Source organism: Mannheimia varigena, from assembly GCF_013377235.1.
GTDB lineage: Bacteria > Pseudomonadota > Gammaproteobacteria > Enterobacterales > Pasteurellaceae > Mannheimia > Mannheimia varigena.
Window position 1 is genome coordinate 1,752,482 of record NZ_CP016226.1, and the last position, 18,443, is coordinate 1,770,924.

Genomic DNA, 18,443 nt, shown 5'->3' on the forward strand with positions numbered 1-18,443 from the left:
GAAAACGACCGCTTGCTTTTTGAACTTTGGCACAATACAGGGTAGAATAGCGAACTTTTACTCTCGGATTATATTGATAATGAAAAAATTACTTCCTGTATTGATTGCGGCGATGGTGCTAAGTGCTTGTTCTTCCCAACCTGCAAAGAAACCAAGCCCTCGTATTAAAGCGAAAGCGGCTTATATTCCAACTGAAAATTCAGCTTATGTGGTGTTTGATTTAAAACAGAAAAAATTTTTAGAAGGGAAGAACTTTAACTTAGTTCGTCCGATTGCATCTGTAACTAAATTGATGACAGCGGTCGTTTTCTTGGAAGAAAACCGCTACGGCTCAAGCTGCCAAACGCAAATTTTGCCTTCAGATGCGGATTTCATTAAAGGCACAACCAGCCCGTTACCAAAGAATACTAACATTGCCTGTGGCGAATTATTAAAAGCAATGTTAGTGCGTTCAGATAATTATGCGGCACACGCACTGGCTCACGCGACTCACTTAAATAAAGCCCAATTTTTGGCTCGAATGAACAGCAAAGCCCGTGAAATCGGAATGACTCAAACCTACTTTGGCGACAGTTCCGGCTTGTCTGCGGATAATGTTTCAACCGTGGTAGATTTAGCAAAATTGGCAGGTTATGCCGCAAGTAAGCCTGAAATTCAGCAGCTTTCTAACTCCCCGATGGTGAGCGTGTATGCCGGCGGGCAACATTTTTCAATGAAAAATACCAACAGTATGGTGCGTTCTCAATCTTACCAAGCGTTAGTGAGCAAAACTGGCTACACCCGTGAGGCTGGCTACAATTTAGCCTTTATTGCCAAAGGGGATTGCCGAGGCAAGCGAATTGGCGTGGTGAGTTTAAACAATGATAACGCCGCTTCACGCACTGATTTCACCGAATCAATGTTGGCAAAATATCAATGTGTTGCGAACCCGTATCGCCAATATGGCTAATGGACAAGGTTGAGCAAAAGGCATTTTTTCTCTACAATATCGCCTTGTAATTCAATGAATTGAGATGAAATTGTGTCAGAAATTAAATTAATTGTCGGGCTTGCCAACCCCGGAGCCAAATATGAGGAAACTCGCCACAACGCAGGCGAGTGGCTGATTAACAAACTGGCTCGAATGTATAACGTAAGCTTGAAAGAAGAAGCGAAATATTTCGGCAAAGTCGCCAAAATCAACACCGCTCAAGGCGAAGTGCGTTTATTAGTGCCCACTACTTTTATGAACTTAAGCGGCAAAGCGGTGGGGGCGTTAGCCAATTTCTACCGCATCAAACCAGAAGAAATTTTGGTGGCTCACGATGAGCTGGATTTACCACCCGGCTCCGTAAAACTGAAAAAAGGCGGTGGACACGGCGGACATAACGGCTTGAAAGACATCATCGCCGCCCTCGGCAATAACAAAGAGTTCTACCGTGTGCGAATCGGCATCGGACACCCGGGGCATAAAGATTTGGTGGCAGGCTATGTACTCGGCAAACCAGCTCCGCAGGAAAAAGAGCTGATTAATGCTGCGGTGGATGAAAGTAGTCGTTGTATCGAGATTTTATTAAAAGACGGTATCGTTAGAGCAACTAACCGTTTAAACAGTTTTAAAGCATAAATGTAGGGGCGTATTGCATACGCCCCATTCTTACGATTGATAGGGCAAATTGCCATTTGCCCTACAAGCGGTCAAATTTTCACAAAATTTTGTAATTTAAAGGAACAAAAAATGGGATTTAAATGTGGTATCGTCGGTTTACCAAACGTGGGTAAATCAACCCTTTTCAACGCATTAACAAAAGCAGGTATTGAAGCGGCGAACTATCCGTTCTGTACTATTGAACCAAACACCGGTGTGGTGCCAATGCCGGATCCTCGTTTAGACGCATTAGCGGAAATCGTGAAACCTGAACGTGTGTTGCCAACCACAATGGAATTTGTTGACATCGCAGGCTTAGTTGCCGGTGCAAGCAAAGGCGAAGGTTTGGGTAACAAATTCTTAGCTAACATTCGTGAAACCGATGCTATCGGGCACGTTGTACGCTGCTTTGAAAATGATGATATCGTGCACGTTGCCGGCAAAATCGACCCGGCGGACGATATTGAAATCATCAATACCGAGTTAGCATTGGCTGATTTAGACAGCTGCGAGCGTGCCATCCAACGTTTACAAAAACGTGCGAAAGGCGGCGATAAAGACGCTAAATTCGAGCTATCGATTATGGAAAAAATCCTGCCGGTACTTGAAAATGCAGGAATGATCCGCTCAGTGGAGTTAGACAAAGACGAACTTCACGCCATCAAAGGATACAACTTCTTAACCTTAAAACCGACAATGTATATCGCCAACGTAAACGAAGACGGTTTTGAAAATAACCCGTATCTTGATCGTGTGCGTGAAATTGCGGAAAAAGAAGGGGCTGTGGTTGTGCCAGTGTGTGCGGCGATTGAGTCTGAAATTGCAGAGCTTGATGACGAAGAAAAAGTCGAGTTCTTACAAGATTTAGGAATTGAAGAGCCGGGTTTAAACCGTGTAATTCGTGCGGGCTATCGCTTACTTAACCTGCAAACTTACTTTACCGCAGGCGTAAAAGAAGTGCGTGCATGGACAGTTTCCGTTGGTGCAACCGCACCAAAAGCAGCAGCAGTTATCCACACCGATTTTGAGAAAGGCTTTATTCGTGCTGAAGTGATCGCTTACCAAGATTACATCGAGTACAAAGGTGAAGCCGGTGCGAAAGACGCCGGAAAATGGCGTTTGGAAGGAAAAGAGTACATCGTTCAAGATGGCGATGTAATGCACTTCCGCTTCAATGTGTAACATTTTCCTAAAAAAAGACCGCTTGTAAGCGGTCTTTTTCTTAGCTAAATCGGTATAGAATCCCAAAATAAGCCTATTATGAGTATTGATATAGAAAATAATGTGTTTTTTTTAATCATATAAACATAAAAAATTTGAATTAGATCACAAATTTGTAACACACCAGTTACATTGCTTTACTTTAGGAGTACAATTCGCACCTATCTTGACCATAAAGGTTGTTTTCCCATCATAAAAGAGGTGTTCTATGGCTCTATTTCTGAGCGTCTTTCCAATTGTTTTACTAATTTATTTAATGGTAAAACGTAATGCATTGCCATCTTATGTAGCTCTTCCACTGACAGCGTTACTTATTTTTATCCTTCAACTTACCTATTTTGGTAATGATGTTACATTAATCTTTGCAAATATTATTGCAGGTTTAGGTGATGTGTTAACGCCGATTACTGTGGTATTCGGAGCAATTTTATTTAATCGTTTCTCAGAAGTATCCGGTGCAACTAATACGATGCGTAAATGGTTGGGAGCAATTAACCCGAACCCTGTTGCTCAGTTGATGATTATCGGTTGGGCATTTGCATTTATGATTGAAGGCGCATCTGGTTTTGGTACGCCTGCTGCTATTGCGGCCCCAATCTTAGTTGGTTTGGGATTTAAACCATTACAAGTAGCTATGTTAGCACTCGTGATGAACTCTGTACCGGTTTCATTTGGTGCAGTAGGTACGCCAACGTGGTTCGGTATGGGACCACTTTTAAAAGATGGTTTATTAAGTGATGCACAAGTGCTTGAAATCGGCTCTATGACAGCTCTAATTCACTCCGTTGCGGCATTCATTATTCCAATTATGGCATTGCGTTTAATTGTAAGCTGGAAAGAAATTCGTCAGAATATTGTGTTTATCTACATTAGTATTCTAGCTTGTGTTGTGCCTTACTTTATTATTGCTCAATTTAACTATGAATTCCCTTCATTAGTGGCAGGTGCAATTGGTTTATTGGTTTCTGTATTTGTAGCAAATGCAGGTATTGGTTTAGCGAAAACTGAGAATAATCTTGCAGGCGAAAAAGCAACTTTTGGTGAAGTAGCGAAAGCATTATTACCAACAGGTTTGTTAATCTTCATCTTAGTGATTACCCGTATTCAACAACTTCCACTTAAAGCGTGGTTGAATGATGCGACGACTTGGATTGCAAGTTCACTAGGTTTTGCTAACTTTGAAATCAGCCAAGGTTTGATTTTCGCACTGAAAAATATTTTAGGCACGAATGTTGCAACCAGCTATAAGTTACTTTATGTACCGGCATTGATTCCTTTTGTGATTACGGTATTAATCTGCTTACCGATTTTCTCGGTATCCGCTAGAAATACCAAAGATATTTTCGGTACATCGTTAAGCCAAGTTAAAAAACCATTTTTAGCCCTTTTAGGTGCAATTATTATGGTAAAATTAATGTTGATTGGCGGTTCTGAGTCAATGGTACAAGTTATTGGTAGAAGTTTTGCAGAGTTCACCGGTCAATCTTGGACATTATTTGCGTCATTCTTAGGAGCAATCGGTGCATTCTTCTCAGGTTCTAACACGGTATCTAACTTAACCTTTGGTACAGTGCAATATGCAACTGCTCAACAAGTTGGTTTATCAGTAACCCTAATCTTAGCATTACAATCTGTAGGTGGTGCAATGGGTAATATGGTATGTATCAATAACATTGTTGCGGTATGTTCAGTAACAGGTATTGAAAAACAAGAAGGTACGATTATTAAGAAAACGGTTGTTCCAATGATTGTATACGGGGTGATTGCTGCAGTTGCTGCGCTATTGATTGTGCCAATCTTCTATAATGTTTAACAACTAGATAATTAGTATTTAATGAATATAAAAAGGAAGCGGTCAGATTTTGCTAAAATTTTGCAAATCCCCTTCCTTTCTCTGTCTTAAATAGGGCAGTCTGAGTTTAATTCTTATTTTTATTGTGGGGGTTCCCTATGAACGTGAATTTTTATGTGACTTGTATCGCTGATGTGATGAAAGCAGGCGTGGCGAAAAACACGGTGCTTTTGTTAGAAAAATTGGGCTGTAACGTTATCTTCCTAGAGAAGCAAGGCTGCTGTGGACAGCCGGCAATCAACAGTGGCTATACCAAACAAGCATTAGCTGGAATGAAAACCTTAGTTGAAACCTTTGAAGAGAACGATTACCCAATCGTTGCTCCTGCTGGTTCTTGTGTGTATGCGATTAAAACCTACCCTGAGCATTTTGAGCGTTTTGGCGAGAAAGCATGGGCAGAGCGTGCGAAGAAAGTGGCAGATCGTTTCTTTGACTTAACCGATTTTATTGTGAACAAATTAGGCGTTAAAGATGTTGGGGCTTACTTACCGGGTAAAGCGGTTTACCACCCATCTTGTTCACTATTCCGTAAATTAGGCATTAAAGATGAGCCAATCACCTTATTACAAAATGTAAAAGGCTTAGAGCTATTACCAATCAAAAACCAAGAAACCTGCTGCGGATTCGGCGGTACGTTCTCGGTGAAAATGGCGGAAATTTCCGGCGAAATGGTAAAAGAGAAAGTATCGAATATTGATACTGATGAGCCAGATTACTTAATCGGTGCGGACGTAAGCTGCTTGATGAACATTGGTGGTCGTTTAAGCCGTGAAGGCAAGCCAATCAAAGTGATGCACATTGCTGAAGTGTTAATGCAGGGGGAAAAATAAAATGTCTTATTTACAAACAAATACCCTACCGTTTAAACAGCGTGTTGAACAACAAGTTAATAACGAAATGGTGCGTAAAGCTTTGGTGAAAGCTCAAGAAACCATCGGGGCGAACCGTCAGCGTATGGTGGACGAGCTTGGTAACTGGGAAGAGTGGCGTGATGATGCGAAAGCAATTCGTAACCACGTTTTAGCCAACCTTGATGCTTACCTTTACCAATTAAGTGAAAAAGTCACTCAAAATGGCGGACACGTTTTCTTCGCTGAAACGGCGGAAGAAGCAACAGATTACATCAAGAAAGTAGCGAAAGCGAAAAATGCGAAAAAGATTGTAAAATCGAAATCAATGGTAACCGAAGAGATCGGGATGAACCACGTTTTAGAAGCGGAAGGTATGACAGTGGTGGAAACCGACTTGGGTGAATATTTGCTACAAATCGTGGGCGATAAACCATCACACATCGTAGTGCCGGCAATTCACAAAGACCGTTTTAAAATCCGCCAAGAATTACACGACGTATTAGGTTACGAAGGTTCAGAAACACCTGAAGAAATGACCGCTTTCGTGCGTCAAAAAATCCGTGAAGATTTCTTAGGGGCAGATATTGGTGTATCAGGTTGTAACTTCGCCGTACCGGAAACCGGCTCTGTTTGCTTGGTAACTAACGAAGGTAACTTGCGTATGGCAACCACTGTGCCAAAAACGCATATTGCGGTAATGGGTATGGAGCGTATCGCCCCAACTTTCCAAGAAGTGGATGTCTTAATCACAATGCTTGCTCGCAGTGCGGTAGGGGCAAAATTAACCGCTTACAATACTTGGCTAACAGGCCCTCGTCTTGAAGGTGAAACAGACGGCCCAGAAGATTTCCACTTGGTGATTGTGGATAACGGCCGTTCTAAAATTTTAGAAAGCGAATTCCAAGAAGTTTTACGTTGTATCCGTTGCGGTGCGTGTTTGAACACCTGCCCAGCGTATCGCCAAATTGGTGGTCACGGCTACGGCTCAATCTATCCGGGCCCGATTGGTTCGGTGATTTCGCCATTACTCGGAGGCTATGAAGAATTTAAAGAGTTACCGTACGCTTGTTCACTCTGTACGGCGTGTAACAGCGTGTGTCCGGTGAAAATTCCACTAGCACAACTGATTTTAAAACACCGTGAGAAAATTGCGGACGCCGGCTTAACACCAATGACAGAGCGTTTATCGATTTTCGGCTTCAATTTTGCTAATTCACACCCAACACTTTGGAAAGTGGGTATGAATGTAGGGGCAAAAGTAGCAAGCAAATTCATTAAAAACGGTAAAGCCCCTGTGAATTTTGGTGCGTTAGGTGAATGGACAAAAGCTCGTGATTTACCTCAACCAGAAGGTGAGAGCTTCCGTGATTGGTTCAACAACAGAGGTTAAGAGGAAAATTAAGATGGATTTACAAAATCGTGAAAATTTCTTAAATAAATTGGCACAGCGTATGGGCAGACCACGCCAAAATGTGCCTGAGCCAATGCCTGTGTTGGAAAACAACCACGCGATCACCCGTTTAACTGATCGTGCTCAACCACAGCTTTGCCAAGAGTTTATTGACTTTGCTCGTGTAATGATGGCGGATGTGGTGGAAGCGAAAGAAGCGGATTTACCACAAGCGATTATCGACATTTGCGAAAAATATGGCGGAGCAAGCGTGATCGTCAATAACGATCAACGCTTAAAAGATCTTGGCATTACCGCAGCGATTCAAGCGAAATACGAAGAGAGCTATATTTGGGATTTCAACCAACCGGAAACCAACTTTGAGAAAGCGAAAAATGCGAATATCGGTGTGGTGTACGCTGAGTATGGCTTGGCGGAGTCGGGCGGTATCGTGCTTTTCTCAGATAAAGAGTTCGGACGTTCAGTGAGCTTGTTACCTGAAAAATCGGTGGTGGTATTACGCAAAAGCACCGTGTTACCTCGTGTGGCACAACTGGCGAAAATCCTACACGACAAAGCTCAACGTGGGGAAAGAATGCCATCTTGTGTGAATATTATTTCAGGTCCATCAGCAACTGCCGACATTGAGTTAATCAAAGTTGTTGGCGTACACGGCCCGGTGAATAAAATTTACCTAGTAATCGATGATCTGTAATTGGTAAAAAACACAGAAAAATAACCGCTTGTAAGGTTTAATTACAAGCGGTTTAGTTTTGCTCCTAATTTTCAATTAGAAGTTCATATTTAAACCAAGCATTGCATTTCTACCCATTTGTGGAATATGTGGTAGGTATGAGGTGTGTTGGTACATTTTTTGATTAAGAATATTATCCACTTTAAGGAAAATCTGATAATCCGTTTGATTAAACTGATTACTATAAGTTACACCGAGATTAACTTGGTGATGACCTTTTGTTGGCTGTTCGTATTTTGAGACTTTATTTTGATCAAAGACACGATAATATTCCAACATTCCCGACCAATTTTGGTTGAAGTCGGCATTAAATCTTGCCCCTAAACGTAGTGGCGGAACACGAGGTGCGGAAAAATCGGGTTGTTTTTCCCAATGGGTAACTTGCCCACGCAGTGGTCCGAAAATATGGAAACCCATCGGCACATCAGGCAAATCGACTAACTTGCCGCGAACATAATCGCCAAAAACTGATAAGCGGTAGTTCGGTGTAAATAAGTAACCAATTTCGCCTTCTACCCCACTGAATCTTGCTTTGCCTTGATAATAGCGATTCACTTTCAAGTTATATTCATCAGTAAAGGATTTAGGCCCACGGTTATCGTTCAAGGTCAAAGGATAAATGTAGTTACCATATTTGGTATGGAATACATTGAATTTGTAGTCCCATTTATCGCCGACATAAGCTAAAGAGAGCTCAATATGGTTTGAACGCTCTTTTGTCAGATTTTTATTACCTGCCTCAAACGCATTCAACGCAATATGTTTACCGTGAGCATAAAGCTCTTGTGCATTCGGCAAACGTTCTTGATGAGCGGCATTAACGGTCAATTTATGGTTTGGCGCAAAATACCAATGGGTTGCGAAGCTATAAGAGTAGCCTTTACCTTTATATGGATCGAGTTTTGGCATTGGCTCATTAAAGCCCAGCCAGTCATCAATCAATTTTACATCGTAATCCATTGTGATTTTCTGGCGTTCTGCACGTCCGCTTAGCTCAAAAGAAAAATCGCCCAGATTCCAACGCTCAATCGCAAAGAGACTTAACTGCTTAGTTTTAGGGTTATTCAACAACTGTTGTTTATTAACCGCACGAGAGGCTTCTAAAGATAATGCACCGGTTTCTTGACTAGTATATTGAATCCCAATCGCCCCTTTTAATCCTTTCCATTCGTTATGTACTAATTCAAATCGGAGATTTTTCCCTTTGTTTTTAAAGTAGTTTTCAACTCGTTGGCCATCTTTTTCATCGTGGTAATAGTCCACATAGTTGGCAGATACCTTAAAGGATTCAAACCCAGGTAATGGATTTTTCAATTCTCCGTCTAAATCATATCGCTTGCTGTGCATATTGATCCAAGGTTTACCGTGCGGGTGTTCTTCTACAGCACCGTGCTGTGAGCCTCCCGGAATATGAGTATGTAGTAAACGTAAACCTGGGTTGTTGTAATCAATATCATTTTCTTCAGCAAGGTGTGGATAGAAACGTAAATAACCTTTTGCAAACATCACTGATTGGCGAATAATGCTGATCGTGTAGTGATCATATTTATGGGTATGTCCGACTAAGCCGTATTTATCACGGCGATCAGTGTAAGCCACACCAAGATGACCACGTTCGCCAATCCAAGAAAGCCCGATTGTACCTGTTTGTGATTGTACATCGCTATCTGGAACTCGGTGATAAGGTTTCCCTTCAATCGTAAAATTCGGAGCATAGTACTCGGAGGCTTTGTTATACATACCCTGTACACGTAATGCAAAATTATTACCAAGTGCAAAGGTTGAGCCTCCATAGGTTAAGCGTTCTTTACCCGCTGAGCCAAAACGTACACCAAATTGCCCCTTATAGCCTTTTTCTGGAATAGCGGTTGGAATTTTTTCATCTATGACATTAATCACACCGGCAGTATTACCTGCACTATATAGCAGGGTAGTAGGACCTCGTAAAATTTCAATCCGTTTAGCCAGTAACGCATCAACTGTAACAGCGTGATCGGGCGACATTCCCGACATATCTAAATTTTCGCCGTTATTTTGTAAGATTTTGGCACGTTTGCTTTCTTGTCCACGAATAATCGGCGTACTTGCCCCACCACCAAATTGACTAGAGTGGATCCCCAGTTCACCAGAAAGAGCATTTCCTAAGGTGATACCGCCTTGTTTTAGTTTTTTTTCATCAATAACAGCTTCATTGCTATTTAACTCATCACCTAGCAACTTTCCTTTTGTTGAAGGAATACTACCATCAACATTGATTGTCTCCAGTACAGCTTCATTTGCATAGCTGATTCCGCTAATTGCAATAAATACCGCAACTGCAAGATTATTTTTCTTAAACATTCAAACCTCAAAAATAAAAACCATAAATAAATCATGGAAATGAAATTTACAATGATTTCTATAAAATCGCAATATATCCATAAAAGATAAATATGATTTTGTAGGAGTTAAGGAGAGAAAGATTGATAAAAAAGCTCCCTCGGAATACTCAAATTCAGAGGGAGATTTTTGTTAGAGAGGATATAAGCTATTATGCTGTTAATGCCTTGCGTTGAGCATCAACTAATTGGTTAATACCTTGCTTCGCTAAATCAAGTAAAGTGAGTAATTCTTCGTGAGAGAATGGCTCGCCTTCGGCTGTGCCTTGTACTTCCACTAATCTGCCGTCTTCTACCATCACGACATTCATATCGGTTTCAGCGTTGGAATCTTCCACATATTCTAAATCGCACACTGCTTCGCCTGCTACAATACCAACAGAAATTGCAGCAACTAAACCTTTCATCGGATTGGTTTTTAGCACACCATCGGCGACCAATTTATTCATTGCATCATAGAGTGCAACACAAGCCCCAGTAATAGAAGCCGTACGAGTACCGCCATCTGCTTGGATAACATCGCAATCCACTGTTACGGTGCGTTCGCCTAAGGCTTTTAAATCCACTACCGCACGTAGAGAACGAGCGATCAAGCGTTGAATTTCCATTGTACGACCGCCTTGTTTGCCTTTTGCCGCTTCACGTTGGGTGCGAGAGTGGGTCGCTCGTGGCAACATTCCGTATTCCGCCGTAACCCAGCCTTGCTGCTGACCTTTTAAAAAACGTGGCACGCTTTCTTCCACCGTAGCGTTACACAACACTTTGGTTTCACCAAATTCGATGAGGACTGAACCCTCAGCATAGCGGGTGTAATTGCGGGTGATTTTGATGTCACGCACTTGATGAGCTTGTCGATTATTTGGACGCATTTTCTTTTCCTTTTCTCTAAAATTTTTACCATTTTAACAAAGAAAACAGTAGAATGTGAGTTTTCTTTATGAAGACGTGTATTAAAGAATTTGTTCCCCCTCTTTGAGCTACGTGGGGTTAAGGGGAGATTTATTCGCTTCGCTCACACTTCGTGCCGTTGCTAAAGCAACGTTCAAACGCAAGCGTTTGTGGCAGAATTGATTTACGCTCATAAGAAATTTTAACATCTTAATCAAATCTCCCCCTGCCCCTCTTTTCTAAAGAGGGGGGTTAGTGTAAATAACAGTAATGAAATTAAGGAATAACAATGATCTACAGTATGACAGCCTTCGCCCATTTAGAAATCAAAAAAGAGTGGGGCAGTGCGGTGTGGGAGCTTCGCTCGGTAAACCAACGTTTTTTAGAAACCTATTTTCGCCTGCCGGAGCAGTTCCGCAATCTTGAAATGACCTTGCGTGAACGCCTGCGAGCAACGCTAACCCGAGGCAAGGTGGAATGTAGTTTACGCATTGATTTAAGCAAAACCCAAAACAGCGAAATTGCTCTCAACCAAGATTACGCCAAGCAGGTGTTGGCTTCGCTAAAATGGCTAAAAGAAACAGCGAATGAGGGCGACATCAACCTTGTTGATGTATTGCGTTTCCCAGGTGTGGTGGATAACGAAAGCCAAGATCTCGACCAAATTTCGCAAGATTTATTAGCTGGTTTCGAGCAAATTTTGGCAGACTTTATCGCTATGCGTGCGAGAGAGGGCGAGAACGTGAAAGCCTTGATCCAACAGCGTTTAGATGCGATTTCGGTGGAAGCGGCAAAAGTGCAAGCCTTAATGCCAGAAATTTTGCAATGGCAAAAAGAGCGTTTGCAGCAACGTTTTGATGAGCTGAATTTACAGCTTGAACCACAACGTTTAGAGCAAGAAATGGTGCTGCTTGCCCAGCGTGTTGATGTGGCGGAAGAATTAGACCGCTTGCAACTCCACGTTAAAGAGACCACGAATGTGCTGAAAAAAGGCGGAGCGGTGGGTCGTAAGTTAGATTTTATGATGCAAGAGCTTAACCGTGAATCGAACACCCTTGCTTCAAAATCTATCAATGCGGACGTCACCAATTCGGCGGTGGAACTGAAAGTTTTAATCGAACAAATGCGTGAGCAAATTCAGAATTTAGAGTAGGAAAATCGATGAAATTGAGTTGTAACCAAGTCAGCCACGCTTACCCAAATCTCTGCGTGCAACTTTCCCAATATCGCTTAATTGACATTGCAGGGGCAGATGCGGAGAAATATCTCCAAGGGCAATTAACCTGTGATGTGGCAAAAATCGAAGTGGGCAGCCACACTTTAACTAGCCATTGTGACCCAAAAGGTAAAATGAGTGCGTTGTTGCGATTATACCGTGCCGAAAGCGACAAATTTGTGGCGATTATTCACACAAGCCTACTGCCCGAAGCCCTCACTCAATTAAAAAAATATGCGGTGTTCTCCAAAGTGACCTTCACTGAGCTAGACACCCCGGTTTACGGCATTGCCGGCGAAGAAGCATTTGCAAAATTACCTGAAAATGTGACCGCTTTAACCCTTAGCCAAGGGCAAAAACGAGCCTTCGTTTGGGGCGGAAACTTCGAGCCAAACGGCGATGAACGCCTCTGGACGTTAATGGACATTCAAGATGGCGTGCCGGTGCTGCTGAAAGAAAATCAGTTTGAAATTATTCCACAAGCGGCTAATTTACAGCTGTTGGAAAATGCGATTTCGTTTACTAAAGGCTGCTACATTGGGCAAGAAACCGTGGCTCGTGCGAAATATCGTGGGGCAAATAAACGGGCATTGTTCACCTTGGTGGGGCGATTTGAGGGAGAAATCACGCTTCCTGAAACCGCCTCTGCAATCGAAATGCAACTCGGCGAAAACTGGCGAGCGACCGGCACAGTGCTGACTTCAATCGCCTACGAAAACACCCTTTGGGTGCAGGTGGTGATGAATAAAGACGTTGAGCCTGACACCCAGTTCCGAGTCAATGGCGTGGCGTTACAACTGTACGAACTACCGTATAGTTTGGAAGAAAATTAAAGAAAAACGGTCATATTGTTATGACCGTTTTTTCTATATCTTATCTGAGTGATGAATCATCACAAACCTTTCCCAAAGCTGTTCTTCGGTTTCCTGATTATCGGGATCTTTCACAATACAATTCGTAATTGGGCAGACTTTCTGGCAGGTTGGCTTGTCGTAATGCCCGACACACTCCGTGCAGAGTACGGGGTCGATCACATAGATATCACTGCCCACCGAAATTGCATCATTCGGGCATTCGGGCAAGCACATATCGCAGTTGGTACATTTGTGGGTAATCAGTAAAGCCATAGTTTGTTTTCAGAAAATAAAAATCAAACAAGCGGTTAGATTTACTCGCTTCGCTCGCACTTCGTGCCATAGGCAAAAGCCGATGTTCAAACGCAAGCGTTTGTGTAAAAAATTTTGCAAAGTCGACCGCTTGTCATTCGAGGTTACCTATTATAAAGCAAAAAAATTTGAACTACTTCACATTTTTGCAATTTGCTTGTTTATTGTTTTCGGAAAATTTTTTATTCTTACTCCATCGAAACGTTTCGATGGGGTTTCCCACCAGGAAATTAAGCGAAACTGAGAAAAGAAATGAAAGGAGAAAAGAATGAAAAAAACGACAAATTTGAATGCTCCGCTTTCGCATAGTATTGCGACCCTTGGGCATACCGACAGCCTGACTATTTGCGATGCAGGCTTGCCGATTCCCGATTTTGTTGAGCGAATCGATTTAGCATTAACCGCTGGCGTGCCGAGTTTTTTACAAACTTTTGATGTGGTAGTGAGTGAACTTTTTGTTGAGAGAGTGCTGATTGCGGAAGAAATTAAACAAAAAAATCCACAAATTTTAGACGCATTATTAGCTCGTTTAAACCAATTGGAGCAAGCTCAAAACAATCAAATTCAAATTGATTATGTGAATCACGAGATATTTAAAGAGCAAACCCATAGCAGTAAAGCGATTGTGCGGACGGGCGAATGCTCGCCTTATGCGAATATTATTCTATATTCGGGTGTGCCGTTTTAAGGTGGAATGATGGAAACCTTGTTAAAAATGAGTGGGATCGACAAATCGTTCCCGGGCGTAAAAGCGTTAAGCAATGCGTGTTTGTCGGTGTATGCCGGCAGAGTGATGGCGTTGATGGGCGAAAACGGAGCGGGTAAATCCACGTTAATGAAAGTGTTAACGGGCATTTACAGCAAAGATGCCGGCACGCTTCACTATTTAGGCAATGAAGTCGCCTTCAAAGGGCCGAAAAATTCACAGGAAGCCGGTATTAGTATTATTCACCAAGAGCTTAACTTAGTCGGCAATTTAACCATTGCGGAAAATATTTTCCTCGGGCGTGAATTTAGAACCGCTTGGGGGGCGATTGAGTGGAAAAAAATGTACGCAGAGGCAGACAAATTACTCGCTCGACTTGGCGTGAAACATAGCAGTCATCAGCTCTGTTCGGAGTTATCCATCGGTGAGCAGCAAATGGTCGAAATTGCCAAAGCCTTGAGTTTTGAATCTCGAGTGATCATTATGGACGAGCCGACCGATGCTTTAACCGACACTGAAACCGAGGCGTTATTTAAGGTGATTCGTGAGTTGAAAGCGGAAAATCGTGGCATTGTCTATATTTCTCACCGCTTGAAAGAGATTTTCGAGATTTGCGATGACGTGACGGTACTGCGTGACGGTCAATTTATCGGCGAGGCGAGAGTCGCGGATCTTGATGAAGACAAGTTGATCGAAATGATGGTGGGTCGCCGTTTGGAAGAGCAATATCCTCACTTGGAGCAACCTCGTGGCGAGCTGTTACTGAATGTGAAAAATCTAACCGGTAGCGGTGTGAATGATGTGTCGTTCCAACTGCACAAAGGGGAAATTGTCGGCATCTCAGGTTTAATGGGAGCAGGGCGTACCGAGTTAATGAAAGTGCTTTACGGTGCGTTGCCAAAAACAGGTGGTACGATTGAGCTGAAAGGCAAGGCTATTTCAAACAGCTGTCCGCAAGATGGCTTGAACAACGGCATTGTGTATATTTCTGAAGATCGCAAAGGTGATGGGCTGATTTTAGGAATGTCGGTGAAAGAGAATATGTCTTTGACTTCGCTCGATCATTTCTCCAAAGGTGGCTCCATTCGCCACGAAGCAGAAAGAATGGCAGTGGATGATTTTATCGAAATGTTCAACATCAAAACGCCAAGCCGTGAACAGCAAATCGGTTTGCTTTCTGGCGGTAATCAGCAAAAAGTTGCGATTGCAAAAGGCTTGATGACTCGTCCGAATGTGCTGATTTTAGATGAGCCGACCCGAGGCGTGGACGTGGGAGCGAAGAAAGAGATCTATCAATTAATCAACGAATTTAAGAAAGATGGACTCAGCATTTTGATGGTGTCGTCCGATATGCCGGAAGTGCTTGGAATGAGCGACCGCATTTTGGTGATGCACGAGGGCAAAATCAAAGCCGAATATTCTCGTGAAGAAGCAACCCAAGAAAAATTGCTCGCAGCGGCAATTGGCAAAACAGAACATTAAATTAAGGTGTTTTTATGACAACTCAAGCAAATAAATTTCAATTAGGCAGATTTTTAATTGAACAGCGTTCATTTGTGGCGTTATTCATTTTGATCGTGATTGTGTCGATGATCAACCCTGATTTCTTCAGTGTGGATAACATTCTCAATATTTTACGTCAAACATCCGTTAATGCGATTATTGCGGTGGGAATGACCTTCGTGATCTTAATTGCAGGGATCGACCTTTCTGTCGGCTCGGTTTTAGCTTTAACCGGAGCGGTGGCGGCAACCCTAGTCGGCTCAGAACTGCCGATTTTCTTAGTGATCCCTCTTGTGTTATTGCTAGGTACAGCATTTGGTGGCATTAGCGGAGCCATTGTTGCCAAAGGAAAAGTGCAAGCCTTTATCGCCACCTTAGTTACAATGACATTATTGCGTGGTTTAACCATGGTTTACACGGACGGGCGACCAATCAGCACTGGTTTTTCTGACCAAGCAGACGCTTTCTCATTCATCGGAACAGGCTATTTATTCGGGATTCCGTTCCCAATTTGGATTATGGCGGTGGTGTTCGCTCTTGCTTGGTATATCCTCAAACACACTCCAATTGGACGCTACATTTACGCCTTAGGCGGCAACGAATCGGCGACCCAACTTTCAGGCATTAACGTTACTAAAATTAAGATCTTCGTATTTGCCGTGAGCGGTTTCTTATCAGCACTGGCAGGCTTAATTGTGACCTCTCGTCTCTCATCTGCACAACCAACGGCTGGGATTTCATACGAACTGGATGCGATTGCAGCGGTAGTAGTTGGCGGAACCAGCTTAATGGGTGGTAAAGGACGTGTAATGGGCACATTAGTTGGGGCATTAATTATCGGCTTCTTAAACAATGCACTAAACTTATTAGACATTTCTTCATATTATCAGATGATCGCCAAAGCATTGGTTATTCTCGCAGCGGTATTGGCTGATAATTACTTAGGCACGAAAAAAGTGTAATCAATCTTCAAAGGAGATTTTCTATGAAAAAACTAACGACTTTAGCTTCAGCAATTATGTTAAGTTTCTCTGTAGCGGCAACTGCTTCAGCGAAAGAGACCATTGCCTTAGCAGTATCTACTTTAGACAACCCATTCTTCGTGAGCCTTAAAGATGGTGCTCAAAAGAAAGCGGATGAATTAGGCTACAAATTAGTGGTGCTTGATTCACAAAATGACCCGGCAAAAGAGCTTTCTAACGTGGAAGACTTGACCGTGCGTGGGGCGAAAGTGCTTTTAATTAACCCAACGGATTCGGAAGCGGTCGGAAATGCAGTGGCAATTGCAAATCGCAACAAAATTCCGGTAATCACCCTTGACCGTGGTGCAGCGAAAGGTGATGTGGTAAGCCATATCGCTTCAGACAACGTAGCCGGCGGTAAAATGGCTGGTGATTTCATCGCACAAAAATTAGGTGCAGGGGCAAAAGTGATCCAATTAGAAGGGATTGCCGGTACATCAGCGGCTCGTGAACGTGGCGAAGGTTTCAAACAAGCGATTGACGCTCACAAATTCAACGTACTTGCCAGCCAGCCGGCAGACTTTGACCGCACCAAAGGCTTAAACGTAACGGAAAACTTATTAGCCAGCAAAGGCGATGTACAAGCGATTTTTGCTCAAAACGATGAAATGGCATTAGGTGCATTGCGTGCCGTGGGTGCTGCGAAGAAAGATGTATTAATCGTTGGCTTTGACGGTACAGATGACGGCGTGAAAGCGGTTAAAGGCGGCAAATTAGCGGCAACGATTGCTCAACAACCGGACTTAATCGGCTCACTTGGCGTGGAAACCGCTGACAAAGTGTTAAAAGGCGAAAAAGTCGAAGCGAAAATCCCAGTGGATTTAAAAGTTATCGCAAAATAATCGCTTTACAGCCCCAGAGGGGCTGAATTATGCGTAACCCAGTACGGCTTTGCCGTGCTGGGTAAACAAAAATGTTGGCAACTAAGGACTTACTATGAAAAAACTCACCGTTCTCGGTAGCATTAACGCTGATCACGTGATTTCCGTCCCCTATTTTGCCAAACCGGGGGAAACGCTCACAGGGCATAGTTACCACATCGCTTACGGCGGCAAAGGGGCGAATCAAGCGGTAGCGGCGGCTCGCCTTGGGGCGAAGGTATCGTTTATCGGCTGTATCGGCAATGATGACATTGGACGTGCGATGAAGACGGCGTTTGTTCAAGACGGCATTGATGTCGGGGCAATCAAAACCATCGACAACCAAATGACCGGCATTGCGATGATCCAAGTGGCGGAATCAGGCGAGAACAGTATCGTGATTTCAGCCGGAGCAAACGGACATTTAGACGAATCAGTCGTGGCTGAAACCAAATCTGCGATTTCCGAAGCCGATTGCTTGCTAATGCAGCTAGAAACGCCATTGCCTGCGATTATCCAAGCGGCTCAAATCGCTAAACAGCACGGCACAAAAGTGGTGTTAAACCCAGCACCAGCAAGAGCGTTACCGGACGAGCTTTTAGGCTTGTTGGATATGATCACCCCGAACGAAACCGAAGCGGAAATTCTCACCGGCGTGAAAGTGGTTGATGAAGCCACCGCTAGCCAAGCAGCAGAGGTATTCCACCAAAAAGGGATCGAAACCGTGCTGATTACACTTGGCTCAAAAGGCGTGTTTGTGAGTGAAAACGGCTCGGGCAACATCGTGGCAGGCTTTCGAGTGCAAGCAGTGGATACCACGGCAGCCGGCGACACTTTCAACGGAGCATTAGTCACCGCAATGTTGGAAGATAAACCGTTTGGCGAGGCAATTCGTTTCGCCCATGCAGCGGCAGCCATCAGCGTAACCCGAAAAGGGGCACAGCCTTCGATTCCAAGCCGTCAAGAAACCTTAGATTTTTTGAGTAAGCAGTAACAAGCGGTTTCTTTT

At 43.2% G+C, this 18,443-nt stretch carries 17 protein-coding genes; 14 read left to right on the forward strand and 3 right to left on the reverse strand.

Features of this window, described 5'->3' with window-relative positions; translation table 11 throughout:
- Positions 1 to 79: 79 nt before the first annotated feature.
- The 7 genes from A6B40_RS08210 to A6B40_RS08240 all read left to right on the forward strand — a co-directional run bounded on the left by A6B40_RS08210 (position 80) and on the right by A6B40_RS08240 (position 7,656).
- Positions 80 to 949, forward strand: a complete 870-nt coding sequence (locus A6B40_RS08210; RefSeq protein WP_236966863.1) for a D-alanyl-D-alanine carboxypeptidase family protein — start codon at positions 80 to 82, stop codon at positions 947 to 949.
- Positions 950 to 1,021: 72 nt separating this feature from the next.
- Positions 1,022 to 1,606: an aminoacyl-tRNA hydrolase gene (pth, locus tag A6B40_RS08215; RefSeq protein WP_176672104.1), complete on the forward strand. Its 585-nt coding sequence runs from the start codon at positions 1,022 to 1,024 to the stop codon at positions 1,604 to 1,606.
- Between the two features lie 111 nt (positions 1,607 to 1,717).
- Positions 1,718 to 2,809, forward strand: coding sequence for a redox-regulated ATPase YchF (gene ychF / locus A6B40_RS08220; RefSeq protein WP_176672105.1), 1,092 nt, complete (start codon positions 1,718 to 1,720; stop codon positions 2,807 to 2,809).
- A 247-nt stretch (positions 2,810 to 3,056) separates the two neighbouring features.
- Positions 3,057 to 4,661, forward strand: a complete 1,605-nt coding sequence (locus A6B40_RS08225; RefSeq protein WP_025216629.1) for an L-lactate permease — start codon at positions 3,057 to 3,059, stop codon at positions 4,659 to 4,661.
- A 137-nt stretch (positions 4,662 to 4,798) separates the two neighbouring features.
- Positions 4,799 to 5,530 carry a (Fe-S)-binding protein gene (locus A6B40_RS08230; protein WP_176672106.1) on the forward strand — a complete coding sequence of 244 codons (732 nt, stop codon included), beginning with the start codon at positions 4,799 to 4,801 and terminating at the stop codon, positions 5,528 to 5,530.
- Position 5,531: 1 nt separating this feature from the next.
- Positions 5,532 to 6,941, forward strand: a complete 1,410-nt coding sequence (locus A6B40_RS08235; protein WP_176672107.1) for a LutB/LldF family L-lactate oxidation iron-sulfur protein — start codon at positions 5,532 to 5,534, stop codon at positions 6,939 to 6,941.
- Between the two features lie 13 nt (positions 6,942 to 6,954).
- Complete coding sequence (locus tag A6B40_RS08240; protein WP_025247236.1) at positions 6,955 to 7,656, forward strand: LutC/YkgG family protein; 702 nt, start codon at positions 6,955 to 6,957, stop codon at positions 7,654 to 7,656.
- Between the two features lie 75 nt (positions 7,657 to 7,731).
- Here A6B40_RS08240 and A6B40_RS08245 read toward each other — a convergent pair whose 3' ends face one another.
- Positions 7,732 to 10,035: a TonB-dependent receptor gene (locus tag A6B40_RS08245; RefSeq protein WP_176672108.1), complete on the reverse strand. Its 2,304-nt coding sequence runs from the start codon at positions 10,033 to 10,035 to the stop codon at positions 7,732 to 7,734.
- Positions 10,036 to 10,225: 190 nt separating this feature from the next.
- Entirely contained in the window at positions 10,226 to 10,942 is a 717-nt protein-coding gene (gene rph, locus A6B40_RS08250) for a ribonuclease PH (protein ID WP_138317845.1), read from the reverse strand.
- A 308-nt stretch (positions 10,943 to 11,250) separates the two neighbouring features.
- Between rph and A6B40_RS08255 the strand changes: the two genes are divergently transcribed.
- The gene (locus A6B40_RS08255) at positions 11,251 to 12,114 is read left to right on the forward strand and encodes a YicC/YloC family endoribonuclease (RefSeq protein WP_025343006.1); all 864 of its coding nucleotides are present in this window, start codon (positions 11,251 to 11,253) and stop codon (positions 12,112 to 12,114) included.
- 8 nt (positions 12,115 to 12,122) lie between these two features.
- Positions 12,123 to 13,010, forward strand: a complete 888-nt coding sequence (gene ygfZ / locus A6B40_RS08260) for a CAF17-like 4Fe-4S cluster assembly/insertion protein YgfZ (protein WP_176672109.1) — start codon at positions 12,123 to 12,125, stop codon at positions 13,008 to 13,010.
- Positions 13,011 to 13,043: 33 nt separating this feature from the next.
- Here ygfZ and A6B40_RS08265 read toward each other — a convergent pair whose 3' ends face one another.
- Positions 13,044 to 13,304, reverse strand: a complete 261-nt coding sequence (locus A6B40_RS08265) for a YfhL family 4Fe-4S dicluster ferredoxin (protein ID WP_081732142.1) — start codon at positions 13,302 to 13,304, stop codon at positions 13,044 to 13,046.
- 307 nt (positions 13,305 to 13,611) lie between these two features.
- Here A6B40_RS08265 and rbsD point away from each other — a divergent pair, with 307 nt between their 5' ends.
- The 5 genes from rbsD (at position 13,612) to rbsK (ending at position 18,428) form a co-directional block, all read left to right on the forward strand.
- Positions 13,612 to 14,031, forward strand: a complete 420-nt coding sequence (rbsD, locus tag A6B40_RS08270; RefSeq protein ID WP_112110522.1) for a D-ribose pyranase — start codon at positions 13,612 to 13,614, stop codon at positions 14,029 to 14,031.
- A 9-nt stretch (positions 14,032 to 14,040) separates the two neighbouring features.
- The gene (gene rbsA / locus A6B40_RS08275; protein WP_176672338.1) at positions 14,041 to 15,531 is read left to right on the forward strand and encodes a ribose ABC transporter ATP-binding protein RbsA; all 1,491 of its coding nucleotides are present in this window, start codon (positions 14,041 to 14,043) and stop codon (positions 15,529 to 15,531) included.
- 14 nt (positions 15,532 to 15,545) lie between these two features.
- Positions 15,546 to 16,514 (forward strand): ribose ABC transporter permease, encoded by a 969-nt coding sequence (rbsC, locus tag A6B40_RS08280; protein ID WP_176672110.1) that lies wholly within the window; start codon positions 15,546 to 15,548, stop codon positions 16,512 to 16,514.
- A 23-nt stretch (positions 16,515 to 16,537) separates the two neighbouring features.
- Complete coding sequence (gene rbsB / locus A6B40_RS08285) at positions 16,538 to 17,416, forward strand: ribose ABC transporter substrate-binding protein RbsB (RefSeq protein WP_025216641.1); 879 nt, start codon at positions 16,538 to 16,540, stop codon at positions 17,414 to 17,416.
- 94 nt (positions 17,417 to 17,510) lie between these two features.
- On the forward strand, positions 17,511 to 18,428 hold the full coding sequence (rbsK, locus tag A6B40_RS08290; protein WP_176672111.1) for a ribokinase: 918 nt from the start codon (positions 17,511 to 17,513) through the stop codon (positions 18,426 to 18,428).
- Positions 18,429 to 18,443 lie beyond the last annotated feature (15 nt).